The 24,243-nt window shown below is 67.2% G+C and carries 24 protein-coding genes; 9 read left to right on the forward strand and 15 right to left on the reverse strand.

Features of this window, described 5'->3' with window-relative positions:
- Window positions 1-240 (forward strand): hypothetical protein (locus A9J21_RS31910; protein ID WP_197497474.1); only part of this gene is annotated, 240 nt, incomplete at its 5' end.
- Window positions 241-402: 162 nt separating this feature from the next.
- Here A9J21_RS31910 and A9J21_RS08425 read toward each other — a convergent pair.
- Window positions 403-1,179, reverse strand: a complete 777-nt coding sequence (locus A9J21_RS08425; RefSeq protein WP_066733915.1) for an enoyl-CoA hydratase — start codon at window positions 1,177-1,179, stop codon at window positions 403-405.
- Window positions 1,180-1,445: 266 nt separating this feature from the next.
- On the opposite strand from A9J21_RS08425, the gene paaG reads away from it, so the two are divergent.
- The 3 genes from paaG (at window position 1,446) to paaK (ending at window position 4,126) form a co-directional block, all read left to right on the forward strand.
- The gene (paaG, locus tag A9J21_RS08430) at window positions 1,446-2,288 is read left to right on the forward strand and encodes a 2-(1,2-epoxy-1,2-dihydrophenyl)acetyl-CoA isomerase PaaG (protein ID WP_231906857.1); all 843 of its coding nucleotides are present in this window, start codon (window positions 1,446-1,448) and stop codon (window positions 2,286-2,288) included.
- 30 nt (window positions 2,289-2,318) lie between these two features.
- Entirely contained in the window at window positions 2,319-2,759 is a 441-nt protein-coding gene (gene paaI, locus A9J21_RS08435; RefSeq protein WP_066733918.1) for a hydroxyphenylacetyl-CoA thioesterase PaaI, read from the forward strand.
- Between the two features lie 62 nt (window positions 2,760-2,821).
- Entirely contained in the window at window positions 2,822-4,126 is a 1,305-nt protein-coding gene (paaK, locus tag A9J21_RS08440; protein ID WP_066733921.1) for a phenylacetate--CoA ligase PaaK, read from the forward strand.
- Here the strand turns inward: paaK and norR are convergent.
- Window positions 4,123-5,700, reverse strand: a complete 1,578-nt coding sequence (gene norR, locus A9J21_RS08445) for a nitric oxide reductase transcriptional regulator NorR (RefSeq protein ID WP_066733923.1) — start codon at window positions 5,698-5,700, stop codon at window positions 4,123-4,125. The genes paaK and norR overlap by 4 nt on opposite strands.
- Before the next feature lie 151 nt (window positions 5,701-5,851).
- Here norR and ytfE point away from each other — a divergent pair, with 151 nt between their 5' ends.
- Together ytfE and A9J21_RS08455 are read left to right on the forward strand one after the other, a co-directional pair.
- A complete protein-coding gene (ytfE, locus tag A9J21_RS08450) occupies window positions 5,852-6,520 on the forward strand; it encodes an iron-sulfur cluster repair protein YtfE (protein WP_066733930.1) in 669 nt (222 codons plus the stop codon).
- 69 nt (window positions 6,521-6,589) lie between these two features.
- Complete coding sequence (locus A9J21_RS08455) at window positions 6,590-8,869, forward strand: nitric-oxide reductase large subunit (protein WP_066733933.1); 2,280 nt, start codon at window positions 6,590-6,592, stop codon at window positions 8,867-8,869.
- 72 nt (window positions 8,870-8,941) lie between these two features.
- Here A9J21_RS08455 and A9J21_RS08460 read toward each other — a convergent pair whose 3' ends face one another.
- The 12 genes from A9J21_RS08460 to A9J21_RS08515 all read right to left on the reverse strand — a co-directional run bounded on the left by A9J21_RS08460 (window position 8,942) and on the right by A9J21_RS08515 (window position 21,447).
- A complete protein-coding gene (locus A9J21_RS08460; protein WP_066733936.1) occupies window positions 8,942-10,573 on the reverse strand; it encodes an ABC-F family ATP-binding cassette domain-containing protein in 1,632 nt (543 codons plus the stop codon).
- Window positions 10,574-10,822: 249 nt separating this feature from the next.
- Window positions 10,823-11,677 carry a uroporphyrinogen-III C-methyltransferase gene (gene cobA, locus A9J21_RS08465; RefSeq protein WP_066734013.1) on the reverse strand — a complete coding sequence of 285 codons (855 nt, stop codon included), beginning with the start codon at window positions 11,675-11,677 and terminating at the stop codon, window positions 10,823-10,825.
- A gap of 16 nt (window positions 11,678-11,693) precedes the next feature.
- The gene (locus tag A9J21_RS08470) at window positions 11,694-13,184 is read right to left on the reverse strand and encodes a nitrite reductase (RefSeq protein WP_066733938.1); all 1,491 of its coding nucleotides are present in this window, start codon (window positions 13,182-13,184) and stop codon (window positions 11,694-11,696) included.
- Window positions 13,181-14,344 (reverse strand): heme d1 biosynthesis radical SAM protein NirJ, encoded by a 1,164-nt coding sequence (nirJ, locus tag A9J21_RS08475; RefSeq protein WP_066733940.1) that lies wholly within the window; start codon window positions 14,342-14,344, stop codon window positions 13,181-13,183. Before nirJ ends, A9J21_RS08470 begins: the two co-directional genes overlap by 4 nt.
- A 3-nt stretch (window positions 14,345-14,347) precedes the next feature.
- Window positions 14,348-14,881: an AsnC family transcriptional regulator gene (locus tag A9J21_RS08480; protein WP_066733942.1), complete on the reverse strand. Its 534-nt coding sequence runs from the start codon at window positions 14,879-14,881 to the stop codon at window positions 14,348-14,350.
- Window positions 14,882-14,886: 5 nt separating this feature from the next.
- Window positions 14,887-15,375 carry an Lrp/AsnC family transcriptional regulator gene (locus A9J21_RS08485; protein ID WP_066733949.1) on the reverse strand — a complete coding sequence of 163 codons (489 nt, stop codon included), beginning with the start codon at window positions 15,373-15,375 and terminating at the stop codon, window positions 14,887-14,889.
- On the reverse strand, window positions 15,372-16,355 hold the full coding sequence (locus A9J21_RS08490) for an Lrp/AsnC family transcriptional regulator (protein ID WP_066733951.1): 984 nt from the start codon (window positions 16,353-16,355) through the stop codon (window positions 15,372-15,374). Before A9J21_RS08490 ends, A9J21_RS08485 begins: the two co-directional genes overlap by 4 nt.
- A 27-nt stretch (window positions 16,356-16,382) precedes the next feature.
- The gene (locus tag A9J21_RS08495; protein WP_082926307.1) at window positions 16,383-17,648 is read right to left on the reverse strand and encodes a cytochrome D1 domain-containing protein; all 1,266 of its coding nucleotides are present in this window, start codon (window positions 17,646-17,648) and stop codon (window positions 16,383-16,385) included.
- Entirely contained in the window at window positions 17,570-17,938 is a 369-nt protein-coding gene (locus tag A9J21_RS08500) for a cytochrome c (RefSeq protein WP_082926308.1), read from the reverse strand. Before A9J21_RS08500 ends, A9J21_RS08495 begins: the two co-directional genes overlap by 79 nt.
- Window positions 17,939-17,972: 34 nt before the next feature.
- Window positions 17,973-18,278, reverse strand: coding sequence for a c-type cytochrome (locus tag A9J21_RS08505; protein ID WP_066734018.1), 306 nt, complete (start codon window positions 18,276-18,278; stop codon window positions 17,973-17,975).
- 68 nt (window positions 18,279-18,346) lie between these two features.
- Window positions 18,347-19,996, reverse strand: coding sequence for a nitrite reductase (locus A9J21_RS08510; protein ID WP_066733956.1), 1,650 nt, complete (start codon window positions 19,994-19,996; stop codon window positions 18,347-18,349).
- Window positions 19,997-20,319: 323 nt separating this feature from the next.
- A complete protein-coding gene (locus tag A9J21_RS08515) occupies window positions 20,320-21,447 on the reverse strand; it encodes a murein transglycosylase A (RefSeq protein ID WP_066733958.1) in 1,128 nt (375 codons plus the stop codon).
- 64 nt (window positions 21,448-21,511) lie between these two features.
- On the opposite strand from A9J21_RS08515, the gene A9J21_RS08520 reads away from it, so the two are divergent.
- The gene (locus tag A9J21_RS08520; RefSeq protein ID WP_066733965.1) at window positions 21,512-21,709 is read left to right on the forward strand and encodes a hypothetical protein; all 198 of its coding nucleotides are present in this window, start codon (window positions 21,512-21,514) and stop codon (window positions 21,707-21,709) included.
- Window positions 21,710-21,752: 43 nt separating this feature from the next.
- On the opposite strand, the gene apaG is transcribed toward A9J21_RS08520, so the two are convergent.
- A complete protein-coding gene (gene apaG, locus A9J21_RS08525) occupies window positions 21,753-22,127 on the reverse strand; it encodes a Co2+/Mg2+ efflux protein ApaG (protein WP_049815787.1) in 375 nt (124 codons plus the stop codon).
- Between the two features lie 204 nt (window positions 22,128-22,331).
- On the opposite strand from apaG, the gene rpe reads away from it, so the two are divergent.
- Both rpe and gph read left to right on the forward strand, forming a co-directional pair.
- Complete coding sequence (gene rpe, locus A9J21_RS08530; protein ID WP_066733975.1) at window positions 22,332-23,033, forward strand: ribulose-phosphate 3-epimerase; 702 nt, start codon at window positions 22,332-22,334, stop codon at window positions 23,031-23,033.
- Window positions 23,034-23,047: 14 nt separating this feature from the next.
- Window positions 23,048-23,791, forward strand: a complete 744-nt coding sequence (gene gph / locus A9J21_RS08535) for a phosphoglycolate phosphatase (protein ID WP_066733977.1) — start codon at window positions 23,048-23,050, stop codon at window positions 23,789-23,791.
- Window positions 23,792-24,243 lie beyond the last annotated feature (452 nt).

Below are 24,243 nucleotides of genomic sequence, written 5' to 3' on the forward strand. Positions count from 1 at the left end.
GTTTGGTTGTTAAAGAACCCCAGCGGCCGGCTTTGCCGTTCGCTGTCGCTGCGTCGTTTCGTTGCAGCGGAGAAACGAGATTATGCAGAGCATTCAACGTTTCGTCAACAGTTTTTGCAGAACTTTTTTCTGCCGGTCAGCGCTGCAAACCCTCGCAACCCCAACCCCCTGCTGACCCCGCAAACCCTTGTCGTTGCTGCGTTTGCAGCGCGCTTCGTGTTGCGAGGGGGCGAATATTAGGCCTGATCTGCGACCTTTGCAACACGCATGTCACGAACTCATGGAGCGACATTCGGGATATACAACTCAAACCATTGATCACAAAGGAAAATCGGTCCAATAAATAATTATCGGACCGACCAATACCCCTCAACTTGCCTCGGGTATTCCCCGACTCAAGTTTTACTGATGCTTGAAATTGGGTGCGCGTTTCTCCACAAATGCCGCCATTCCCTCTTTCTGGTCTCCGGTGGCGAAGGTCGAATGGAACAAACGCCGCTCGAAGTGGACGCCTTCGTTGAGCGTTGTCTCATAGGCGGCGTTGATCGACTCCTTGATCATCATGACCACCGGCAGCGAATAGCTGGCGATGGTCTCGGCCGCCGACACCGCCTCGTCGACCAGCTTGTCGGCCGCCACCACGCGCGACACCAGGCCGGCACGCTCGGCCTCGGCCGCGTCCATCATGCGAGCGGTCAGGCACAGGTCCATGGCCTTGGCCTTCGATACAGCGCGCGGCAGGCGCTGCGTGCCGCCCGCGCCCGGCATGGTGCCAAGCTTGACCTCGGGCTGGCCGAACCTGGCGCTGTCGGCCGCAATCACGATGTCGCACATCATCGCCAGCTCGCAGCCGCCACCCAGCGCGTAGCCGCCCACCGCCGCGATCACCGGCTTGCGGATGCGGCGGATGGTTTCCCAGTTGCGCGTGATGTAGTCGCCCTTGTAAACATCCATATAGGAGTACTTCGCCATCATGCCGATGTCGGCGCCGGCGGCAAAGGCGCGCTCGCTGCCCGTGATGACGATGCAGCCGATGGCCTCGTCCGCGTCGAACGCGGTCAGCGCGGCGCCCAGTTCGTCCATCAGTGCGTCATTGAGCGCGTTCAGGGCCTTGGGGCGATTGAGCGTCACCAGCCCGACGCGGCCACGCGTCTCCACCAGGATGTTCTCGTACGACATGTCTTCTCCTTGCGATGAGAGGAATCAGTGATCTGTCTTATACAGAAGCGGATCGATACTCGCCCGCCGCTGTGAAGCTGGTCAAGGCGGGCGGCCACCTCTTGCGCCCTGCCGGTATCCCTACTACTATTTGCCGACCGACTGGTCGGTTAATTTAACGGATGCACGCCACTATCTACAATGGCCGTGCGACCCGTCGCGGCAACAGATCCGCATACCGACCCGAAGAACAAATGGCGCAGGAACACATGGCGCAGGAGACCACCATGCCCCCAACCCCGGTTAGCCCGGCCAGCCCGGCGCACGCCCCCGTGCGTGCGAGTCTCGAATCCGGCCCCATCCTGCTGCGCTGGCACGGCGATGTGGCCGTTGTCACGCTCAACCGGCCCGACAAGCTCAACAGCTTTACCCGCGACATGCATCGCGCGCTGGTCCAGGCGCTGGATCAGACACAAGCCGGCGGTGCCCGGGCGCTGCTGCTGACCGGTGCAGGCCGTGGCTTCTGCGCGGGCCAGGATCTGGCCGATCTCGACTTCACGCCCGGCCACGCCACCGATCTCGGCGAACTGATCGATACCTGGTTCAACCCGCTCGTGCGCCGCCTGCAGGCGATGCCGCTGCCCGTGATCGCCGCGGTCAACGGTACGGCCGCCGGCGCAGGCGCCAACCTGGCGCTGGCCTGCGACATGGTGCTGGCAGCCAGGTCGGCCAGCTTTATCCAGGCATTCGTCAAGATCGGCCTGGTGCCCGATTCCGGCGGCACGTGGCTGCTGCCCAAGCGCCTGGGCATGGCCCGCGCACTGGGGTTGGCGATGACCGGCGACAAGCTCAGTGCCGAGGAAGCCGAAAAATGGGGCCTGATCTGGGAGACCATGGACGATCCCCTGCTCATGGAACAGGCCCTGGCCCTGGCTACACACCTGGCGGCACAGCCCACGCGTGCGCTGGCGGCCATCAAGCAGTCGATGCATGCCAGCGCCACCAACAGCTTCGACGCCCAGCTGGACCTCGAACGCGACCTGCAGCGCCAGCTCGGCCAGTCCCACGATTACAACGAAGGCGTGAACGCCTTTCTTGAAAAGCGCGCCCCGCATTTCAAGGGCGCCTGATCCCGTTTCCCCGCGAGCAAGGAGACCCGCTTGAACCAAGACCCCCAGGCCCTGGCCCAGGCCACCGCGCATGCCATGTACGAGTCCGACGCCTGCAGCCGCTGGCTGGGCATGGTGATCGAGGAGGTCCGGCCCGGCTACGCGCGCCTGTCGATGCCGATACGGCCCGAGTTCCTGAACGGCCATGCCATCTGCCACGGCGGCCTGATGTTCACGCTGGCCGATTCCGCCTTCGCATTCGCCTGCAACAGCCATAACATCAACACCGTGGCGTCGGGCTGCAGCATCGAATTCCTGCGCCCCGTGCACGGCGGCGACGTACTGACCGCCGAGGCCGTGGAGCAGATCCTGTCCGGCCGGCATGGCGTGTACGACATCAAGGTGACCAACCGCGCCGGCGAGCCGGTGGCGATGTTCCGCGGCAAGTCGGCCCAGATCAAGGGGCACGTCATCCCGCCAGCCGAGGCCTGATACCAGACAAACGCGGTACCCTGCGCCAACGTAGCGCACCATCCCGGAAACGTGGAGACATCATGAGTACGCGCCTCACCGATCTGCCCCTGGAACCGATCGAGACTGCCAGCCGGCAGCAACTTCAAGCCCTGCAGCTTGAGCGCCTGAAATGGTCGCTGCGCCATGCCTACGAAAACTCGCCCGTGTACCGGCGCAAGTTCGACGAGGCGGGCGTGCATCCCGACCAGGTGCAGTCGCTGGCCGACCTGGCGCGTTTTCCGTTCACCACGAAGCAGGACCTGCGCGACAACTACCCGTTCGGCATGTTCGCGGTGCCGCAGGACCGCGTGGCGCGGGTCCACGCATCGTCGGGCACCACCGGCAAGCCCACCGTGGTGGGCTACACGCTGCAGGACATCGATACCTGGGCCACGGTGATGGCGCGCTCGATCCGCGCATCGGGCGCCCGGCGCGGCGACAAGGTGCACATCAGCTACGGCTACGGGCTGTTCACGGGCGGGCTCGGCGCGCACTATGGCGTGGAAAAGGCCGGCCTGACGGCCATCCCGTTCGGCGGCGGCCAGACCGAGCGCCAGGTGCAGCTGATCCAGGACTTCAAGCCCGAGGTCATCATGGTGACGCCCAGCTACATGCTGGCGATTGCCGACGAACTGGAGCGCCAGGGTATCGACCCGGCGTCGACGTCGCTGCGCATCGGCATCTTCGGCGCCGAGCCGTGGACGCCGGAGATGCGCCTGGCGATCGAAAAGCGCATGGGCATCTCGGCCGTCGACATCTATGGCCTTTCGGAAGTGATGGGCCCGGGCGTGGCCAACGAATGCGCCGAGACCAAGGACGGCCCGACCATCTGGGAAGACCATTTCTATCCGGAGATCATCGATCCCGATACCGGCGACGTGCTGCCCGACGGCGAATTCGGCGAACTGGTCTTCACGTCGCTCAGCAAGGAGGCGATGCCGGTCATCCGCTATCGCACGCGCGACCTCACGCGCCTGCTGCCGGGCACCGCGCGGGCGGCCTTCCGCCGCATGGAGAAGATCACCGGCCGCACCGACGACATGATGATCGTGCGCGGCGTGAACGTCTTTCCGTCGCAGATCGAGGAATTGATCCTCAAGCACACCGAACTGGCGCCGCACTACCAGTGCGTGCTGGGCAAGGAGGGGCCGCTCGATACCCTGACCGTGCGCGTGGAATGCGCCCATGGCGCCGAGCCGTCGGTGGCGGCCCATGCGCGCGAGCAGCTGACGCACGACATCAAGGCGTATATCGGCGTCACGGCCGGCATCGAGATCCTGCCGGAAGGCGGCGTCGAGCGGTCGGTGGGCAAGGCGCGGCGCATCGTCGACAACCGCCCGCGCTAGCCTGCGCGGGCAGCGCGGCGCGTCTCGCGCTTGAAGCCCAGCCGGCGGGCCAGCTTGTGCAGGTTGCTGGCATCCACGCCAAGCTGGCGCGCGGCCTGCGCCCAGTTGCCGTCCTGTGCCAGCAGGGCCTGTTCGATGCAGCGCCGCTGGCACGAATCCACCGCCTCGCGCAGCGAAACGGCCGGCACCACTACCGGAGGCGCGGGTTCGACGGGCGCCACGGCGGCCGGCGTCAGCCCGCCGCCCACGCCATCGGCATCGAACAGGTCACGGAACAGGTCGGCGTCGAGCGTCAGGATGTCGACGCGATTGGCACCCCGGCTGACCAGCTTCAGCGCCGCCCGGCTGATCACGTGTTCCAGTTCCCGCACATTGCCCGGCCACGGATAGCGCCGCAGCGCGTCCTGCGCGGCGGCGGACAGGCGCAGGCTGCGCAACCCCAGCCGCGCCCGGTTCAGTTCGAGGAAATGGCCGGCCAGCAGCAGCACGTCGTTGTCGCGCTCGCGCAGCGGCGGGATCGGGATCGGGTACACCGACAGCCGGTGATAGAGATCGGCGCGGAACGAGCCATCGCGCACGTGTTCGCGCAGATGGCGGTTGGTGGCGGCAATCACGCGCACATCCACGCGCCGCGGCCGGTCGGAGCCAAGCCGCTGGATCTCGCCGTTCTGCAGCGTGCGCAGCAGCTTGGCCTGGATCGACAGTGGCAGTTCGCCCACCTCGTCCAGGAACAGCGTGCCGCCATCGGCGGCCTCGAACCGCCCCGGCCGCTCGCCAGTGGCGCCCGAGAACGCGCCACGCGCATGGCCGAACAGTTCGCTCTCGGCCAGCGATTCCGGCAACGCGGCGCAGTTCACATGGATCAGCGGCCGGTTGCGGCGCCGCGACAGCCGGTGCAGGCGGTGCGCGAACAATTCCTTGCCCACGCCGGTCTCGCCCAGCAGCAGCACCGGCAACTCCGAATCGGCCACCACCCGCAGTTCGTGCAGCAGATGGCTGATGGCCTGGCTCTGGCCGATGATCTCGCCATCGTCGCGCACCACGTCGCCAGCGGGCTCGTCGATCCGCCCCTGCCGTAGCGCCCGGATCTCGGCCTCCAGCCGCGTGATGCGGATGGCGGCCTCGATCACCGGCGTCAGCCGTTGCAGTTCGACCTGCGCGGCATCGGTGAACGTGCCCACCTGCAGCGCATCGAGCGTCAGCACGCCCCACGTCTTGCCTTCGGCTTCGAGGCTGATGCCCATGCAGTCATGCACCGGCAGCGGCTCGCCCACGTGTTCGTCGATCAGGCCGTCGTAGGGGTCCGGCAGCGCGCTGTCATGGTGGAAGCACGTCACGCCGCGGCGCGCCAGGATGGCCGCCAGCCGTGGATGCAGGCTCACCGCGAAGCGGCGCCCCAGCGCGTCGCGCACCAGGCCGTCGACGGCCACCGGCCGGAGCTGGTCTTCCTCCAGTCGCAGCAGCGCCACGGCGCCGCAACGGAAATGCGCGCGCAGGCTGCCCACCAGTCTCTGCATCCGTACCGCCTGCGGCAGATCCGCGCACAGGTCGGCCTGTAGTAGCTCGCCAATCATGGTCAAAAACACCCCATTCAGGTTCGATTCACCACGCCGGCTCGCGGTCCAAAAAACCCTACCGACAGGTAAATCATTGAATCTTTGAATCTTTCTGATGGGCACGAGATTCGCACAAGAGACGTCGGCTTTTATTGAGAAGGAGCAAATCATGAGCATGCAAGACCAGTCTCTGGGCCAGCTGGCCCGTCGGATCCCCGGTGCGACGAAGATCTTCCACGACTACGACCTCGACTTCTGCTGTGGCGGATCGCACACATTGCGCGATGCCGCGCAGGCCAAGGGGCTCGACGCCGCCGCAATCGAGGCCCGCCTGCAGGCGCTGCAGGCCCAGGCCCCGGCCGACGGCCACGACTGGAGCGAAGCGCCGGCCGAGGAACTGATCGGCTTCATCCTGGCGCGTTTCCACGAGCGCCACCGCGAGCAGCTGCCGGAACTGATCCGCCTGGCGCGCCGGGTCGAGGAAGTGCACGGCGACCGGCCCGAATGTCCCGCAGGCCTGGCCGATCACCTGAGCGTGATGCTGCAGGAACTGCTGAGCCATATGCAGAAGGAAGAGCAGGTGCTGTTCCCGATGCTGTCGCGCGGCATGGGCGCCATGGCGTCGGCGCCGATCACGGTCATGCGCATGGAGCACGACGACCACGGCGCCGCGCTGCAACGGCTGTCCGACCTGACCCACGACATCACGCTGCCGCGCGCCGCCTGCAACACCTGGCGCGCGCTGTACCTGGGCCTGCGCACGTTCCGCAAAGACCTGATGGAACACATCCACCTGGAAAACAACGTGCTGTTCGAGAACGCCGCGCGTGCGCACTGATCGCGATCACTGACCCGCGAGCCATCTCGCATCCTGCCAACCCATACAGCGTACCGATACGCACCCATCATGGGCCCCTACAAGAAACTATGGTTCACGCTGATCGCCGTGCTGGCGGTCACGTTCGCTCTCCTTGGCTACTACGGTTCCGAGGTCTACCGGCAGCAGCCGCCCATTCCGGCGCAGGTTGTCACCGCCGACGGCACGACGCTGTTCACGTCCGAGGACATCCTCGACGGCCAGACCGCATGGCAGTCGGTGGGTGGCATGCAGCTTGGCTCCATCTGGGGCCACGGCGCCTACCAGGCGCCCGACTGGACGGCCGACTGGCTGCACCGTGAACTCACGGCCTGGCTGGACCTGGCCGCGCGCGAGCGCTTCGGCAAGGACTTTGCCGCGCTCGACGTCGGCGACCAGGCCGTGTTGCGCGCGCATCTGAAGGCCGAGTACCGCGGCAACCACACCGACGCCAGCAACGTGCTGACGGTGTCGCCGCGCCGCGCCAAGGCCATCGAGATGACGGCCGACTACTACCAGCGCCTGTTCTCCGACGCCCCCGAACTGCACAAGAGCCGGGAGAGCTTCGCGATGAAGGAAAACACGCTGCCCTCGCCGGAGCGGCGCGTGCAGCTGACGCATTTCTTCTTCTGGACCGCATGGGCCGCCGCCACCGACCGCCCCGGACACACCGCCACCTACACCAACAACTGGCCGCATGAGCCGCTGATCGACAATCGCCCGACCGCCGAGAACGTGGTCTGGTCGGTGGCCAGCGTGGTGGTGCTGCTGGCCGGCGTGGGCCTGCTGATCTGGGCGTGGGCGTTCCTGCGCGGCAAGGAAGAGCCGCTGCCGCCCGCACCGGCCCGCGATCCGCTGTCGACCTTTGCGCTGACGCCGTCGCAGCGCGCGCTGGGCAAGTACGTGTTCCTGGTGGTGGCGCTGTTCGCCTTCCAGGTGCTGATCGGCGGCTTCACTGCGCACTACACGGTCGAGGGCCAGAAGTTCTACGGCATCGACATGTCGCAGTGGTTCCCGTACTCGCTGGTGCGCACCTGGCATATCCAGAGCGCGCTGTTCTGGATCGCCACGGGCTTCCTGGCGGCGGGCCTGTTCCTGGCGCCGCTGATCAACGGCGGCAAGGACCCGAAGTACCAGAGGCTGGGTGTCGACATCCTGTTCTGGGCGCTGGTGGTGGTCGTGGTGGGCTCGTTCACCGGCAACTACCTGGCCATCGCGCAGAAGATGCCGGCCAACCTGAACTTCTGGCTGGGCCACCAGGGCTACGAGTATGTGGACCTGGGCCGTCTGTGGCAGATCGGCAAGCTGGCCGGGATCGTGATCTGGCTGGTGCTGATGCTGCGCGGCATTGCCCCGGCGCTCAAGGCACGTGGCGGCGGCGACAAGAACCTGCTGGCGCTGCTGACTTCGTCCGTGGTTGCCATCGGCCTGTTCTACGGCGCGGGCCTGTTCTACGGCGAGCGCACCAGCCTGACGGTGATGGAGTACTGGCGCTGGTGGGTGGTCCACCTGTGGGTGGAAGGCTTCTTCGAGGTATTCGCCACCACGGCGCTGGCCTTCATCTTCTCCACCCTGGGCCTGGTATCGCGCCCGATGGCGACGGCGGCCAGCCTGGCGTCGGCATCGCTGTTCATGCTTGGCGGCATTCCGGGCACGTTCCACCACCTGTACTTTGCCGGCACCACCACGCCCGTCATGGCCATTGGCGCCACGTTCTCGGCGCTGGAAGTCATGCCGCTGATCGTGCTGGGTCACGAAGCCTGGGAAAACTGGCGCCTCAAGGAACGCGCCCCGTGGATGAACAACCTGCGCTGGCCGGTGATGTGCTTCACGGCCGTGGCGTTCTGGAACATGCTCGGCGCCGGGGTCTTCGGCTTCATGATCAACCCGCCGATCTCGCTGTACTACGTGCAGGGCCTGAATACCACCCCCGTCCACGCGCACGCCGCGCTGTTCGGTGTCTATGGCTTCCTGGCGCTCGGCTTCACGCTGCTGGTGCTGCGCTATGTCCGCCCGGACTACAAGCTGAGCCCGCGCATGATGTCGATCGCCTTCTGGGGCCTGAACGGCGGCCTGGTGCTGATGATCGGCACCAGCCTGCTGCCGGTGGGCATCATCCAGGCGCTGGCCAGCATCAGCCAGGGCCTCTGGTACGCGCGCAGCGAAGCGTTCGTCCAGCAGCCGATCCTGCAGACGCTGCGCTGGGTACGCACCTTCGGCGACGTGGTGTTCCTGGTGGGTGCCCTGACCTTTGCGCTGCAAGTGGTGCTGGGACTGCTCTCGCGCGGCCCGGCCCGCGAGGTTCCGGAAGGCCGTCTCGCTCGCCAGTAATGCTCTAACGCCGGAATGCAGCCGCCGGGCGCCTGTCAGGGCCCGGCGGCTTTTTTGCGCCCCGGGTTTCGCTTACCAGGCATCGAGCTGCCAGCCTTTGTCGGTGGCAGCCAGGCGGTGGGTCAATGCCAGACCGTCCATGAAGGCGTCGTCGTGCGACACCACCACCAGTGCGCCCTGGTAGCTGCACAGCATGGCCTCCAGGGCCTGTGCCGATGGCAGGTCCAGGTGATTGCTCGGTTCGTCGAGCAGCAGCAGTTGCGGCGGCGGGTCGGCGTAGAGCGTGCAGGCCAGCGCCGCCTTCAGCCGTTCGCCGCCACTGAGCGCGCCGCTGGGCGCGACGATCTTTTGTGCATCGAGTCCAAGATGCGCCAGCAGCATGCGCAGGTTGGCTTCGGTCGACGTGCCGTTGGCGGCCTGGCACTGCGCCAGCACCGACTGCCCCGGATCGAGATTCGCCAATTGCTGGTCAAGGTAGACCGTATCGGCCGGCTGCCTGCAGGCGCCCGCCAGCGGCGCAAGCTGGCCGGCCAGCGTCTTGAGCAATGTGGACTTGCCGCAGCCGTTCGGGCCGACCACGCCCACGCGCTGCTGCCCGGTGACGATCAGGCTGATGCGGCGTGTGGCGCCCGACACGAACGGCAGCGCCACGGCATCCAGTTCGGCCACGCGCCGGTGTGCGGCCCTGCCAGCCCATTCGGCCTGCGCGCCCGGCACGGCGTGCATCGTGATGCGTGCCGCGTCTTCCACCTGCTGCGCGGCTTCGCGCACGCGCTGGTCAAGGCTGGCCTGGCTGGCGGCCTGCTGTTGCCGCAGCTTGCCTGCCGAGACTTCGCTGCGTGCCTTCTGGCCGCCCAGCAGGATCCTGGCCTGGTTCGACGTCTTGCCTTCCCGATTGCCGCGCGCCTGGCGCCGCTCCTGGCGCTCGCGCTGGTCGCGCATGGACTGCTGCTCCCGCTTGCGGTCGAGCTTGCGCTGTTCAAGCTGGTCGATCGCGTGCTGCCGCTCATCCGCCTTGCATTGCGCATAGAACGTGAAGTTGCCGCCATAGCTGCGCAAGCCCAGCGACGACAGTTCCACGATGCGCGGCAGGGTATCCAGAAGCGCCCGGTCATGGCTGAGGACAAGCAGCCCGCGCGGCCACTGGCGCAGTTGTTCGATCAGTGCGTGACGCGCCGGACGGTCGAGATGGTTGCTGGGCTCGTCCAGGATCAGGAAGTCGGCATCGGACAGCATCGCGCCGGCCAGCGCCACCCGCATGGCCTCGCCGCCGCTCAGGGCATCTGCGGTCATGCCGGCGTCGAGATGGCCCAGGCCACTGCGTTCAAGTGCCTGTTGCAGCCGCTGCCGCACATCCCAGCCGCCGCCGACGGCATCGAAATCCTCCGGCGCGCTACTGCCCGCCTCGATGCGCGCCAGGGCGTCGAGCGTGTGCTGCACCCCGGCCAGGCTGGCTACCGTGGCATCCGCTGGCGGCGCTACCTGCTGGGCCAGATAGCGCACGCTGCCCGCGCGCACGCAGCGCCCGCGCGTTGGCAGTAGCTGCCCCGCCAGCATCTGCGCCAGCACGGATTTGCCCGCGCCATTGCGGCCGACCAGCCCGGTGGGGCGCTGGTCGAAAGTTTCGTCGAGATCGGAGAAAAGCGTCCGGCCGTCAGGCAGGACATAGGACAGGCCTTCGAGCCTGAGATAGGGATCGGTCATGCATACATTCCAGAGATGCCAGGAACTCCCCCAGCTTGCGGGGGCGGGTGGAGACTGGCCGTCTTGTCGACGGCGGCATCAATGGCGCATGGGACCAATACCTCTGTGTTGGGTGATCAGGCGGCTATTGTAATGGGGATGGAAGAATCGTGCGTGGCGGGGAACAGGTGCCCGCGCAAGCGGCGGCACTCCGGTGACCGGCACCCCTCTCCTGCCTTGGAGAGGGGTTGGGGAAAACGGTAACGCCGTTCAAACGGCGAAGTCACAACCTGAAATGCCCGCCCTCTCCCCCGGCCCCTCTGCCGCTCGCGGCAGCGGCGTGCAAACCGCAGGGCGACGCAGGGCCGTTGCCACCACTTCGCCCACGAGAATGATCGACGGGCTCGCCAGCCCGGCCCCCACCGCATCGGTCAGCGTGCCCAGCGTGCCGGTCCAGCTGCGCTGGGCGGCACAACTGGCGTGCATCACCACGCCCGCCGGCATGTCCGGACGCATCCCCGCCTGCAGCAGGGCCGCACGGATCAACGCGATCCGATGCATGCCCATATAGATCACCAGCGTGGTGCCGCTGGCGGCCAGCGCGCGCCAGTCCGGTTCGCCATCGCCGCGCGTGTGCGCGGTCACGAACGTCACCCCGTGGCAATGGGCGCGATGCGTCAGCGCGATGCCCAGCGCCTGCGCAGCGGCCAGCCCGCTGCTGATGCCGTTGACCACCTCGACATCGATCCCATGCCCGCGCAGGAACGCGGCCTCCTCGCCGCCGCGGCCGAACATCAGCGGATCGCCCCCCTTCACGCGCGCCACGCAGCGGCCCGCCAGCGCGTGCGCCAGCGTCTGGGCGTGGATGCTGGCCTGGCTGACCGAGCAGCGCCCGCCGCGCTTGCCAACGGAGATGATCTCGGTGCCCGGGCTTGCGTAGCATTCCATCATCTCCGGCACCAGATCGTCGATCAGCCAGACCTGGGCTGCCGACAATGCCCGCGCGGCCTTGACCGTCACCAGGTCCGGATCGCCCGGGCCGACGCCCACCAGCCAGACCTTGCCCGTCTTCCTGCCGTCGGCACCATGCGCTGCGCGCCGCACGTCGATGTTCCACCGTGTCATCATGACTTCTCCCGGTTCAATGGCTCGTGCCCGACGAGCGCGTGGTCTTGTTGAACACGTTGTATTTGCCCACCGGCCTGTCCATCGGCAATCGCTTAACTTCCCGCAGCGTGGCGGCGTCGTAGACCACGATGGCGCCCTCGTCTTCCATCAGGCTGACCAGCGCAAGGCGCCCGTCGCGCGTGAACTCCACATGCGCCGCCGTGCGGCCCGGCGACGGCGTGACGCTGCCCACCACCTTCAGCGTCTGCTTGTCGATGATCTGGAGCGTGTCGCGGCGCGGGCTCATCATCGCGTCGGTCCACGCATAGGGCGTGGCCTCATGGCTGCGCAGGAAGAACCCCGGCCCGTTCGTGGGGATCGTGGCAACGGTCTGCCACGTCTGCATGTCGATCACGCTCAGCGCGCCCTGCCTGAGGTTCGGCGACGCCATCACATCGCGCCCGTCACGCTGCCAGGTGATGCCGCTGCCCAGGTGCGGCATGCCGGACAGCGCCAGGTCTGCCACCTTGCGGCCGGCATCGAGATCGATCACCTGTCCGGCGCCGCCGCGCGAGGCGCCGAGAATATGGCGATACGACTGGTCGAAGAAGAAATCGTCGAGCACATCGTCCAGCGCAATCACGCGCGGCTCCAGCGTCGCGTACGGAATCTCCCAGACTTCGGGGATGTCGCGCAGCGCCGCGATAAACGAGCCACGCGGCGCGGCATCGTAAACCGCCGATACGCGCGATGCCTTGCCGTTCGCCCCGGTCACCGGATACACCCGCGCCAGCGACAGGTCATCGGCGCGCAGCAGCACCATGGTCTGCGGCAGCGTATTGCCGGCAAGCACCCATTTGCCATCGTCGCTGACCGCCACATTGCGCGTATTGAGCCCGGCGCGGATCTCGGCCACCAGTGTCAGGTTCCACAGGTCGTACTTGCTGATCCAGCCGTCGCGGCTCGCCACATATACATGGCGGCCGTCACGGCTGAACTTGGGGCCACCGTGCAGCGCAAAGCGCGTCTGGAAGCGGTGGATCGGTTCCAGCCTGTCGCCATCGAGCACGCTCAGGTGGTGGGTGCCCGACTCCACCACCAGGAACAGATTCGATGGATCGGCCCGGAACACCGGCTTGTCCGGCAGGCTGCCCGGCGCGTGATGGACCACGCGCGATGCGCGGATATCCGCCGCCTCCCAGTGCGGCGCCTGTGCCGGTGCCGTGCGCAGCCACGTGGCGATCTGGTCCAGCGTGGCCTCCGGCAACTGACCGGCGAAACCCGGCATCTGCGTGGCCGCCCGGCCATGGCGCAGCACATCGCGCAAGGCATCGGGCTTGAGCCGCTCCAGGCTTTCGGGCAGCAGCGCCGGGCCCATGCCCCCCAGGCGGTCGGCGCCGTGGCAGGCCGCGCAGTGCTGCCGGAAGGTGGCCGCCACGTCGGCCACCGCACCGGGCGCCGTGCCAGCATGGGCGCCTGACCACACCCAGGCGGCCATCGCCATCCCCGCAATCAGGCGCTTCATGCAACCACCTCCCGGCCGAGCGGTTCGGCGATCTCCTCATCGGACAGATAGCAGCCCGGGTCCTCGGCCCATGGATTGCCGCTGACGGCATAGGCGCGCACGCGCGTGTTGCCGTTGCAGATGTCGCGATGCGCGCAGCTGGCGCAGCGCCCTTCCAGCGGCCGGGGGCTCGATTTGAGCCCGCGCATCAGCGGATGGCTGCGGTCGGCCCAGATATCGCCAAACGCACGCTCGCGGACATTGCCGATCGACACATGCCACCACATCGTGTCCGGATGCACGTTGCCAAGGTTGTCGATATTGGCAACGCCCACGCCCGTGGCGTTGCCGCCCCAGTTGACCAGGCGCTGGCGCATGTCGGCCAGCCGCCCGGGCTGGCGCCGCGCAATCCAGTGCAGCAGGCTCACGCCGTCGGCGTCGTTGTTGCCCGTGACGAAATCGCCGGCGCGGCCTTCCTGGGCGCGGTCCCACACGTGGTCGAACAGCCAATCCACGGCCACGCGCGTATGGGCGTGGTGCGCGTCGTCGCCGCGATGGCTGCTGCCGCGCCCCGCATAGTTGAAATGCGATAGATAGAACTTGTCAATGCCTTCGGCTTCGGCCAGCGCCACCACATCAGGCAATTCGTCGGCATTGGCTTCGGTCAGCGTCATGCGCACGCCCACGCGCAGACCGCATTGCCGGGCCACGCGCAGGCCATCCAGCGCCTGCCGGAACGCGCCGGGGCAGCGCCGGAAGCGGTCGTGCGTGGCCTCCATGCCGTCCAGGCTCACGCCCACGTAGTCAAAGCCGGCCACCAGCAGCCTGGCGGCGTGCCGGGTGTCCAGCAGCGTGCCGTTCGACGACAACGACAGATGAAAGCCCATCTGCTTGGCGTGTGCGGCAATCTCGTACAGGTCCGGCCGCAGCAACGGCTCGCCGCCAGACAGGATCAGCGCAGGCACGCCGGCTGCCTTCAGCTGTTCGAGCACACCGATGGCTTCGGCGGTCGACAGCTCGCCCTTGAAATCGGTATCGGCCGATGTGGAATAGCAATGCTTGCAGTTGAGGTTGCAGCGCCGCACCAGATTCCAGATCACCACCGGGCCACCGGCGCGGCGTGGCGCCGGTACCGGGCCGCCATCGCGCAATGCTTCCATGAAGCGGGAAAGTCTGAACATGTGTCAATCTCCGGAAGCCCGCAGGCGCAGGCCGGTTTTCTTGAGGATGCGGGTGGACCAGAGCACGTCGTGCGCCCGGCATGCCTGGCCCAGCAAATCTCGTATTTGTGCGATGTGCGGAGCGGCCTCTTCGCGCGTGCGTGCATGGACCATGGCGAACAGGTTGTAGGGCCAGTCCGGCAGCCGGCGCGGCCGCTGGTAGCAATGGCTGACGCATGTCAAGGCGCCCACGCGTTCGCCAAGCTCGGCAATCCGTGCGTCATCGACATCCCACACCGTCATGCCGTTGGCGCGCCAGCCCAGCGCATAGTGGTTGGGCACGGCGCCCACCCGGCGCAGCACGCCGCGCTCGTGCATGGCGGCAAAGCGGGCCAGCACCTCGTCTTCCGGAATGCCGATCCGGTCGGCCAGCGCCTGCCATGGCGCCGGCACCAGCGGCAGGCCGGCCTGCGTGGCCTGGACCAGCGCGCGGTCGATGGCGTCCAGGTCGCTGGCGCGGATTGCAGTGGCAAGGGGGATGCTGGGGGCGGGGGTCATGGTCGCTACACCGGTAGATACAGATTGACGAAGAACTCGCGTTCCTTCGGGAAGGGCAGGATCTCGACGCCGGTGCTGGCCGTCATACGGGCCAGCACGCCGGGTACGTCGCCAGCATCGGCTACCGCGAGCACGAACCACAGGTTCAGATAATGTGTACGCGCGTAGTGATGGGCCACCTCGGGAAAGGCGTTGATGGCGGCGACCACGGCGTCCAGCCGGTCGGCTGGTGCGTGGCAGGCACACAGCACGAACTGGCCGCCCGCGCGCTCGATCTGGAACAGCGGGCCAAAGCGCGTCAGCACACCCCGCGCCAGCAGCGCCCGCAGCCGGGTAATCAGCGTGGCCTCGTCGATATCCAGCGCAGCGGCGGCATCGGCATAGGGCCGGGGCGTCAGCGGCAGCCCACGTTGCAGCGCGTTGACGATGCGCCGGTCGAGGGCATCAAGGGAGTCGACGGAAGCGGGCGCATCGACAATGGCGGGTTGGGTCATGCCGGCGGCGCCTCCCAGCTATAGCGCGTGCCACACTGCTTGAAGCACGTGCCGCTACGCAGCACCCTGCCCGGTAGCGTGCCCATGCCGGCCTGCCGGTCGAAATGTTCCAGCGCGGATTGCAGTTCGTCCTCGCTGCGCGCATGCACCATCGCAAACAGGTTGTACGGCCAGGTGGGCTGGCAGCGCGTGCGCCGGTAGCACAGCGACACCGGCGCCACGCGCGCCAGCCGCGTGCCGATGGCATCCACGCGGGCATCGGGCACATTCCACACGCACATGGCGTTGTGACGATAGCCAAACGGGCGGTGATGCAGGATCACACCAAAGCGGCGTATCACGCCGCTGGCATGCCACTGCGCAATGCGCGCCAGCACCCGGTGCAGCGGCACGCCACAGCACCGGGCCAGCGCGTGGAACGGCTGCGGTGTCAGCGGCAGCCCCGTTTCCAAGGCCGCCACCAGGCGCCAGTCGTCCTCGTCCAGATGCGTCGACGCGGGCGCTGGAGTGCGCCTGCCGCGCAGCGTGCCGTGCGCGCCAGACATCGAAAAACCCAGGTCGATGTGGTACTCGCGCTCCATCGGCAGGTCCAGCGGCATCTGGCCGACGTCGTCGGCGATGCTGCCCAGCACGACATCCAGCGCGGCGCGATTGCGTGCGCCGGCCACGAACCAGAGGTTGTAGCGGTGACCGTGCCGCGCATAGTTGTGGCTGACGGCGCCGTAGGCATTGACGCGCGCCGCCACCCTGGGCAGCGCGTCTGGCGGCACCGCCAGCGCGGCCAGCGTGCTGGCGCCGATCACATTGGGTGCGAACACGGCACCGACCCGGCTTACGCGGCCGGCGCCCAGGTCGCGCGCCAGCAGGCTCAGCACCGTGCGTTCGTTCAGGTCCAGCGCTGCGCCCGCGCGCTGGAACGGGCGCGGCACGATCGGGAAATCGCGCTGGATACTGTCGTAGAAACGTTGCTCGTCGAACATGGCAGTTATGGCAGGCACATTGGGCGATTACATGCCGATGCGCTGCGCGCGCACCGTGAAGAAGATGCCGCTCGGCTGATCGGCCGCCAGCGTGGCGATGCGCCGGAACGTTGTGGTGTCGTAGACCTCCACGCGGTTGTCGTCGCGGCAGGACAGCCACAACGCCTCGCCCTTGGGCGTGAACTCCATGTGCAGCACGCCATGGCAGGGCGTCAGCGTCTTCACCACCTGCCGCGTGGCGGTATCCACCACCTGCACCGTGTCGTTCTTCGGAAAGGCAAAGTTGACCCACACCTGGCGGCCATCGGGGCGGGCCATCGCAAACACCGGCTGCCCGGCCACGGACACGCGTGCCTGTTCCTGCCAGCTGCGCGCGGGGTCGGCCACCAGCAGTTCGTGGCGGCCGATGGCCGGCAGCCACGCCTGCCCCTGCGCCATGGCCCAGCCGCGCAGATGCGGCATCTTGTAGACCGGCAGCGGCGCCTGGCCCCGGCCGTAGCCGGACAGCACCTTGCGCGCGGCGGGCGGCGTCTGCCACAGATCCACCAGCGACAGGCCGTCTTCGCCAAACAGGCCGGCCAGGTACCAGCGTCCGTCCGGCGTCACCAGGCCGTCATACGGTTCGCGGCCCGCAGGCAGGCGCGTGACCTGCGGCTGTCGCGGATCCGATGCGTCGATGACCCAGATTTCGCCTGCCTCGAACAGGCTGGCTGCCAGGCGCTGGCCGGGCAGGTCGGCCAGCCCCACCACCTTGGAACGGCGGCCATCGGGGCCGATGGCAGGAATCTCGGACAGCAGCTCCAGTGTCCCGGCGTCGAACAGCTTGATGCCGCCCGGCGCATAGTTCTGCGCAGCCACCACCTTGCCGTTCTGCAGGATGGCGCCGCCGATACTGTTGCCCGCCTGCTTCACGCGATGAGTGATGCGTTGCGCCAGCAGATCCACGCGGGACAGGCCGCCATCACGGCCAAAGACGTAGGCGTACCGCCCATCGCGCGAGAACACCACGCTGGCGTGGGAAAGATCGCCCAGGCCGTCGATGGTGCCCAGGCTCGTCATGCCGCTGGTTTCCACCACCTGCAGCCGGCCGGCGGCGCGCTCGATGACCACGCCAAGGTCGCCGGTGCCGCGCATGACGGGGGCCGGTTTGGCAGGCAAGCCGGCACAGGCAGCCATCAGGCATGACACCCCCAGCGCAGCCGCCGTGAAGCGGATCAGTCGTGCAATGCGCTGGCGGACGATGCGGGGAGCACGGGCGGCGGCTTGCCCGCCTGGAGTCTGTCGATCAGCCATTGGGCTTCTTCCTGCGTCATGAACGGTTGCCAGGGCGGCATGGCGGTGCCGGGCCGGCCTTGCAGCACGGTTGCCACCAGGCCGTCACGCGGCTTTCCCGCCAGTGCGTCGGCCGTCAGCGGCGATCCAAGCCCGCCCTGCAACGTCATGCCATGGCAGGCACCACAGTCGTCGCGCAGCCAGCGCGCCAGTTGCGCCTGGCGTGCCGCGGACGGTTCCGCATGCACCAGCGCGGCCGGCGCGGCCAGCATGCCGAGCAGCACCAGGTGCCATGCGATGGATCGGGCCATGGATCGGCGAATCAAGGGTTCAAGGGGTTGGAGGTCAGAGCGTCAGCACCCACTTTGCAAGCGCACCGGCATCGGCATCGCTGACCGAATTGGCCGGCATCGGGATCGGGCCCCACTTGCCGGTGCTGCCTTTCAGGATGCTTTGCGACAGCTTCGCCGCGGCGTCCTTGTCGCTCTTGTACTTGGCGGCCACGTCCTTGAACGCCGGGCCAACCATCTTCTTGTCGACGCTGTGGCAGGCCATGCAGTTCTTGCTCTTGGCAAGGTCGGCGCTGGCGTGGGCGGCCAGCGGCATTGCCGCCGCCAGCAAGGCGGCAACCATCACTTTTGCGGGATGCATGTGCATTCTCCTGGTATGTCGAATTCCGGACAGGCAGCCAGCGCCGCCGGGCGCCGGCTGCCCGGACATCAATAGACGTCGTGCTGGGTGTTATGGGTGTTGAACTTGCCGGTCGGCGTGATCAGGCGCGGGTCCTTGATGACGGTCTTGAGCTTGCGCGTCTTGTCATCGACCACCACCAGCGCCGATTCCTGGTCCTTGGTGCCCCAGACGGAGAACCACACCTCGTCGCCGGCCTTGTTGTACTCGGCCTGCACCACGCGCTTGGCGCCCTCGCCCTTCAGGTTGGCCCATTCCGCGATCGGCAGGATCTCGTAGCCGCCTTCGAGCTTCTGGGTGTTGAACACGGCCACCGACTGGTTCAGCTTGGCGTCGGGATTCAGCGGCGTGTCCACCCACAGGTTGTGGGACTTCGGATGCGTCTTGATGAACAGCGATCCGCCGCCCTGGCCCTTGAGCGTCTGCACCACCTTCCAGGCGTTGGCCTTGTTCTTCACCGGGTCGGTGCCGATCAGGCTGACGGTTTCGTCGCCCAGGTGGCTCGTGGCCCAGACCGGGCCGTACTTCGGATGGACAAAGTTGGCGCCCCGGCCCGGGTGCGGGGTCTTGCCCACGTCCACCAGCGCCGCCAGGCGGTCTTCCTTGGTGTCGACCACGGCAATCTTGTCCGACGCATTGGCGGCCACCAGGAAGTAGCGGCCCGTGGAATCGAAGCCGCCGTCATGCAGGAACTTGGCCGAATCGATCGTGGTGGTCTTCAGGTTCTTCAGGTCCGAATAGTCGACCATCAGGATCTTGCCGGTTTCCTTGGCATTGATGACGAACTCGGGCCGGTAGTGGCTGGCCACGATCGACGCCACGCGCGGCTCGGGGTGGTACTCGTTGTCGACGGTCATGCCACGCGTGGACACCACCTTCAGCGGCTTGAGCGTGTCGCCTTCCATGATCACGTACTGCGGCGGCCAGTACGAGCCCGCCACGGCGTACTTGTCTTCGAAGCCCTTGTACTTCGACGTCTCCACCGAGCGCGCTTCCAGGCCGATCTTGACCTCGGCCACGTTGTCGGGCACCGGCATCCACAGGTCGATCAGGTTCAGGCGGGCATCGCGGCCAATCACGTACAGGTAGCGGCCCGACGCCGACATGCGCGAGATATGCACCGCGTAGCCGGTCTTGACGATATTGATGATCTTCTTGGAATCGCCGTCGATCAGCGCCACTTCGCCCGCATCGCGCAGCGTGACCGAGAACAGGTTGTCCAGGTTGTAGTTGTTCATCTTGCGCGTGGGCCGCTTTGCCACGGGCACGATGTCCTTGCGCGATTTCTCGATGTCGGCCAGCGAGAATTCCGGCGGAGTCGGCGGCTCCAGCTGCACGTAGCGTGCCATCAGGTCCACCTCGGGATCGGACAGGTCGCCCGACGTGCCCCAGTTCGGCATGCCCGCCGGGCTGCCGTACTTGATGAACGTCTTCAGGTATTCGGTGCCGCGTGCCCGTGTGATGTCAGGCGTCAGCGGCTTGCCCGTGGCGCCCTTGCGCAGCACGCCGTGGCACCCCGCGCACCGCTCGAAGTAGATCTGTCTGGCGTGGTTGAATTCGTCCGCGGCGAGGGTGGGAACCGGATTCGGCGGTGGCGCCGTTTCGGCCTGGCCATGAGCCATCCAGAGGAACAGCGGCAGCGCCGCCATTGCGGGGAACATCCTGTGTTTCGCCTTCATGTCTCTGCTCAGCGAGAGTGGGGAATGCGGTGGCGTGCTGGTGCACGTCGGATGTGCCCATCATCGTGAAAATGCGATGACCAAGGATTGATGGCAGTCAAGCCGATGACAGTTCACACGGAACTCGTCAGGGGCGATGCGTCACAGCGTGACGGAATGCGAGAGCGGTGTTGGGGAAATGCGAAACGGACACGCCGGGGTGGCGAAAGACCCTGGGCGTGGAGAGGGATTGGGAGGGGGAAGATGGCGGATCGCCGAAGGCTTCTGGTTCCCCTCTCCCGCCTTGCGGGAGAGGGGAGATAACCGTGGGCCAGCGACAGCCATCAGCTGCGCGGCATCAGCACCCACATGCGGCCGCCCTGCTTCATGCGGCCGGCGGTTTCGCCAGCGGCGTCGCCGGCGCCCCAGAAGAAGTCGGCGCGCACGCCGCCCTTGATGGCCGAGCCGGTGTCCTGGGCGAACATCAGGCGCTGGATCGGCTCGGTGGACAGCGGGCGGGTGGTCGACAGGAAGACCGGCACGCCCAGCGGGATCGTGGCCGGATCGACGGCGATGGAGCGTTCCGCGGTGAGCGGCACACCGAGCGCGCCGACCGGGCCGTCATTGTTCGGCGGCAGTTCCCGGAAGAACACGAAACGCGGATTCACGTTGAGCATTTCGTCGACGCGCGCCGGGTTGTTGCGCGCCCAGGCCTTGATGCCCTGCATCGTCGCCTGCGCGGGCGTGATCTCGCCGCGGTCGAGCAGCCATTTGCCGAAGGAGCGGAACGGCTGGTCGTTGGTGCCGCCAAACCCGACGCGCATCATCGTGCCGTCTGGCAGGCGGATACGGCCCGAACCCTGGATCTGCAGGAAGGCCGCCTCGACGGCGTCATCCACATAGACCAGCTCGCTGCCGCGCATCGCCGGCATCTGCAGCAGGTCGGCGCGCGGGGGCATGGCGCCGCGCAGTTGCGCGGGGCGGCGGTACAGCGGCACCTGGTACTGGCCCTGGCGCGTGCGGGACCCATGCAGGATGGGTTCATAGTAACCGGTGATCAGACCACTATCCGTGCCATCGACGTTGACCACGCGGAACGGCTGGAAGTTGGTTTCGAAGTACGCGCGCATGGCGACCAGGTCGCCGGCGTCCACCATCAGGCCGGTGGCGCAGACGCGGCTCCACTCGGGCTTCTTCTTCAGCGCCTGGCAGCTGGCCTGCAGGGCCGGCCAGGCGGCGCGCACGTCGTCCTGGCTCCAGCCGCCGATCTCGGCCCAGGTGGCCGGTTGCAGCTTGCCGGCGTTCGGCGATGTCGACGGTGCCGGGGTGCCGGCCGTGCCGCCCGGCTGCACGCGGATCGGGCCGCTGCTCATGCAGCCGGCCAGCAGCGCGGCGCCCAGGGCAGAGGCCGCCAGTGCCAGCCAGCCTCGGGAAGACGCACGCGGCGCGCGCGGGGAATACTGATATGCCATCTTGTTCGTTCTTTGCCTACAATCTCAACCCGATCCGCCGACTGTCACAGACTGCCCCAACGCGATGAGCCAGTTTTTCGAAAACCATCCCACCCTGCTGCTGGCAGCCGAAGCCGGCCTGGCGTTACTGCTGCTGATTTTCATCGTGGTCTGGACGATGGGCACCGCGAAGAAGCATCCGCGGCCCACCCGTGCGCCGCAGGACCACCCGTCGCGCGCCGTCAAGGCACCGCAGGAGACGGACAAGGCGCCGGACGCATAGGTTCCGCGCGCCGCCCGTCCTGCCCGACCCTTGCCGCGCCAGCTCAGTGGAGCATGCGCGGCAGCACCAGCGCGAACTCGGGAATCGGCACCTCGAAGCGGTGGCCGTCCTCGGCCACGCAGAAATACTCGCCCTTCATCGATCCCACCGGGGTCGAGATCGTGGCCCAGCTCGAATACTCGAAGTGCTCGCCCGGCTTGAGCAGCGGCTGGTGGCCCACCACGCCCAGCCCGGCCACTTCCTGCGTGGCGTTGTCGCTGTCGGTGATGATCCAGTGGCGCGAGATCAGCTGCGCGGCCACTTCGCCGATGTTGTGGATGGTGATGGTGTAGGCGAACGCGTAGCGTCCGCGGTCCGGGTCCGACTGGTCGGCCATGTACTGGGTGCGCACGGCCACGGAAAAAGCGTACTCGCTCATTGTTCGACGGATGAGGATGGTCGGCAGGCCAGCGTCCCGCTGGGGGGCGCGGCCGGGTGTGTCGCATTGTGCGGCAAGGGCTTGGCAGGGGCAAGCACGCGCTGTCGGGCAGGATTGGGCCCGACGGGCGTAAAATACGCGCCATTCTCGCGGATCACCCCGCATCCGCCGCCTTCAGAGCCTCAATCCAGCGCCCGAACAGCCATGAGCCAGCCCACCTACCGCATCGCCCCGTCCATCCTGTCCGCCGACTTTGCCCGCCTGGGCGAGGAAGTGCGCCGCGTCACCGAAGCCGGTGCCGACTGGATCCACTTCGACGTGATGGACAACCACTACGTGCCCAACCTGACCGTGGGCCCGCTGGTCTGCGAGGCCATCCGCCCGCACGTGACCGCCCCGATCGACGTCCACCTGATGGTGCGCCCCGTGGATCGCATCATTCCCGACTTTGCCAAGGCTGGCGCCAATATCATCACGTTCCACCCGGAAGCCAGCGATCACATCGACCGCTCGCTGGCCCTGATCCGCGACAACGGCTGCCAGGCCGGCCTGGTGTTCAACCCGGCCACGCCGCTGCACCACCTGGACCACGTGATGGATCGCCTGGACGTGATCCTGCTGATGAGCGTCAACCCGGGCTTCGGCGGCCAGTCGTTCATCCCCGAGACGCTGAACAAGCTGCGCGCCGTGCGTGCCCGGATCGACGCCTACACGGCCCGCACCGGCCGCCAGATCCTGCTGGAAGTGGACGGCGGCGTGAAGCCGGACAACATCGCCGAGATCGCCGCCGCGGGCGCCGACACCTTCGTGGCCGGGTCTGCCGTATTCGGCAAGCCTGACGCCGACGGCGGCTACAAGGGCATCATCGGCACGTTCCGCGACGTGCTGTCCAAGGTCGGCAAGTAAGGCGGGCCCGGACGATGACGAGCGACATCCTGCGCCGCACCGACTGGCGCGGCATCCAGGCGGTGATCGTCGACCTGGACGGCACCATGGTCGATACCGCTGGCGACTTCCATGCATCGGTCAACGCGATGTTGCTGGCGCTGGTGCACCAGCATCCGCACCTGGGCCCGGTGGAACCGATGTCCGCCCAGGAGATCGTCAGCTTCGTGGGCAAGGGGTCGGAGAACCTGATCCGCCGCGTGCTGGACGCCCGCTTCAGCCCGCTGCACGCCAACGGCCTGTTTGCCGACGCCTACGCGCTCTACGACCGCGAATACGTGCGCATCAACGGCCAGTTCTCCAATGTCTACCCGAATGTGCGCGAGGGCCTGGCGGCGTTGAAGGCGCTTGGCCTGCGCATGGCCTGCGTGACCAACAAGCCGTGGAACTTCACCGAGCCGCTGCTCGCCAAGACCGGCCTGGCCCAGTATTTCGAGCTGGTCTACGGCGGCGATGCCTTTGCGCTGCGCAAGCCCGACCCGTATCCGCTGCTCAAGGTGGCCGAGGCGTTCCGCATGGATCCGGCGGCCGTGCTGGCCATTGGCGACTCCGAAAACGACGCCCGCGCGGCCCGCGCGGCGGGCATGGGGGTGCTGTTGATGCCCTATGGCTACAACCATGGGAACCCTGTACAAGGCGTCGACGCCGATGGTATAGTCGCCGACATTGCCCGCGTCGCAGCGATTCTTGCTGCACACCGGTCAAACCATCACGGTTAATCCCCGCTGAACAATCAATGTTCCTCAACCGCAAACGCATCTTTTCTGGCAGTGATCGGCAGGCCTGGCCCTGGCGTCGCTGGCGCGCCTCTGAACAGGCGTAAAGTGCGTTCGCGAGTTTCCTGACGGGCCTGGGTCGCCCGGACTTCCGCAGACTGCGGATCTCCCCCCGCCCAGGCTCCGCCGGACCGGTCTCGATGTCCTGACGACCGGCTTCCCCGGCAGATCCTTCCGCCAGCGCCGTAGTTCGGGTTGCTCCTGCTTGCGCCTGTGCTACGGTTAGCCTCGAGAACGTGCCACGCGCCGCCCCTGGCCGTGTGCAGCCTCATCGATTCACGTGTGCGCCACGGTCCGCCCCCTGGGGGAGGCGGGTTGATGCAGCTTGTCGCCCTCCCATCCCGCTGACGACATCCCGGTGCCGCCTGACCCGACCATACTGGCCGGCGCCGCAA

This window comes from Cupriavidus sp. D384 (genome assembly GCF_001652915.1).
Classification (GTDB): Bacteria; Pseudomonadota; Gammaproteobacteria; order Burkholderiales; family Burkholderiaceae; genus Cupriavidus.

Coding starts and splice junctions, on each gene's coding strand:
- A9J21_RS08425 (WP_066733915.1), bottom strand. CDS start 1,179: ATGTCGTACGAGAACATCCTGGTGGAGACGCGTGGCCGCGTCGGGCTG.
- paaG (WP_231906857.1), top strand. CDS start 1,446: ATGCCCCCAACCCCGGTTAGCCCGGCCAGCCCGGCGCACGCCCCCGTG.
- paaK (WP_066733921.1), top strand. CDS start 2,822: ATGAGTACGCGCCTCACCGATCTGCCCCTGGAACCGATCGAGACTGCC.
- norR (WP_066733923.1), bottom strand. CDS start 5,700: ATGATTGGCGAGCTACTACAGGCCGACCTGTGCGCGGATCTGCCGCAG.
- ytfE (WP_066733930.1), top strand. CDS start 5,852: ATGAGCATGCAAGACCAGTCTCTGGGCCAGCTGGCCCGTCGGATCCCC.
- A9J21_RS08455 (WP_066733933.1), top strand. CDS start 6,590: ATGGGCCCCTACAAGAAACTATGGTTCACGCTGATCGCCGTGCTGGCG.
- A9J21_RS08460 (WP_066733936.1), bottom strand. CDS start 10,573: ATGACCGATCCCTATCTCAGGCTCGAAGGCCTGTCCTATGTCCTGCCT.
- cobA (WP_066734013.1), bottom strand. CDS start 11,677: ATGACACGGTGGAACATCGACGTGCGGCGCGCAGCGCATGGTGCCGAC.
- A9J21_RS08470 (WP_066733938.1), bottom strand. CDS start 13,184: ATGAAGCGCCTGATTGCGGGGATGGCGATGGCCGCCTGGGTGTGGTCA.
- nirJ (WP_066733940.1), bottom strand. CDS start 14,344: ATGTTCAGACTTTCCCGCTTCATGGAAGCATTGCGCGATGGCGGCCCG.
- A9J21_RS08480 (WP_066733942.1), bottom strand. CDS start 14,881: ATGACCCCCGCCCCCAGCATCCCCCTTGCCACTGCAATCCGCGCCAGC.
- A9J21_RS08485 (WP_066733949.1), bottom strand. CDS start 15,375: ATGACCCAACCCGCCATTGTCGATGCGCCCGCTTCCGTCGACTCCCTT.
- A9J21_RS08490 (WP_066733951.1), bottom strand. CDS start 16,355: ATGTTCGACGAGCAACGTTTCTACGACAGTATCCAGCGCGATTTCCCG.
- A9J21_RS08495 (WP_082926307.1), bottom strand. CDS start 17,648: ATGGCTGATCGACAGACTCCAGGCGGGCAAGCCGCCGCCCGTGCTCCC.
- A9J21_RS08500 (WP_082926308.1), bottom strand. CDS start 17,938: ATGGCCCGATCCATCGCATGGCACCTGGTGCTGCTCGGCATGCTGGCC.
- A9J21_RS08505 (WP_066734018.1), bottom strand. CDS start 18,278: ATGCATCCCGCAAAAGTGATGGTTGCCGCCTTGCTGGCGGCGGCAATG.
- A9J21_RS08510 (WP_066733956.1), bottom strand. CDS start 19,996: ATGAAGGCGAAACACAGGATGTTCCCCGCAATGGCGGCGCTGCCGCTG.
- A9J21_RS08515 (WP_066733958.1), bottom strand. CDS start 21,447: ATGGCATATCAGTATTCCCCGCGCGCGCCGCGTGCGTCTTCCCGAGGC.
- A9J21_RS08520 (WP_066733965.1), top strand. CDS start 21,512: ATGAGCCAGTTTTTCGAAAACCATCCCACCCTGCTGCTGGCAGCCGAA.
- apaG (WP_049815787.1), bottom strand. CDS start 22,127: ATGAGCGAGTACGCTTTTTCCGTGGCCGTGCGCACCCAGTACATGGCC.
- rpe (WP_066733975.1), top strand. CDS start 22,332: ATGAGCCAGCCCACCTACCGCATCGCCCCGTCCATCCTGTCCGCCGAC.
- gph (WP_066733977.1), top strand. CDS start 23,048: ATGACGAGCGACATCCTGCGCCGCACCGACTGGCGCGGCATCCAGGCG.